This window comes from Mesorhizobium sp. P2_F8 (assembly GCF_056403655.1).
On sequence record NZ_JBFUFB010000123.1, the window covers coordinates 1 to 651 of the forward strand.

Consider the following 651-nt stretch of genomic DNA (forward strand, 5'->3'; position numbering starts at 1 on the left):
CACGCCGGCAGCGCCCCGCAGATAGCGTTCGATTTCGGCCGCGTAGCCAGCAAGCCGGCCGCTCAAGGCCTGGCCTCCCTCGCCTTGCGGGACCCGCCAGTCATCGCCTTCAGTTCGTCGCGGAACTGCCGCACCAGGTCGCCCACGGCGATCAACGCCTGCTCAAGATCCTCATCATGGGCAACACGGCCGTCGTTCATGGCGCGCACGGCTTGATTGAAATTGACGCCGACGCGCCGCAGCTGATCGGTCATGTCCACGATCGCCGGCCGCAACGCCTCTGACGCGATAGGCAGATGCCCGACCTCTGCCCGCACSAGACGCCGGACGACCTCRCTGACGGTWRCGCCSTCCCGYTCCGCACWGGCTTTGAGGYTGGCCAGCTCGTCAGCCGAAAACCGGATGTGCGTSACCTCGCCATAGCGTCGTGACGCACTCTTGACCGCTCCTTTTTGGGCATCTGCATCCATATATCTCAAGCCCGCTTGCGGGCGCTAAGGCCCACCAGGGCCGCGCCGCCTATTTTGTGTGTATCACAAAATAGGCTATCCTGCCAMTAAAAGAGAAAGCAGAGGATTGAAAATTACGGGCGCGCGTCTTCTCACAAGCCCAGTTTCCAGCGGCAGCGGCGCGGGCGGAACGTTCCCATCG

Annotated in this window: 1 protein-coding gene; it reads right to left on the reverse strand. The window is 63.2% G+C overall.

What is annotated here, in order from left to right; translation table 11 throughout:
* Positions 1-62: 62 nt before the first annotated feature.
* Complete coding sequence (locus AC1DZP_RS36335) at positions 63-470, reverse strand: plasmid mobilization protein (protein WP_477309186.1); 408 nt, start codon at positions 468-470, stop codon at positions 63-65.
* Positions 471-651 lie beyond the last annotated feature (181 nt).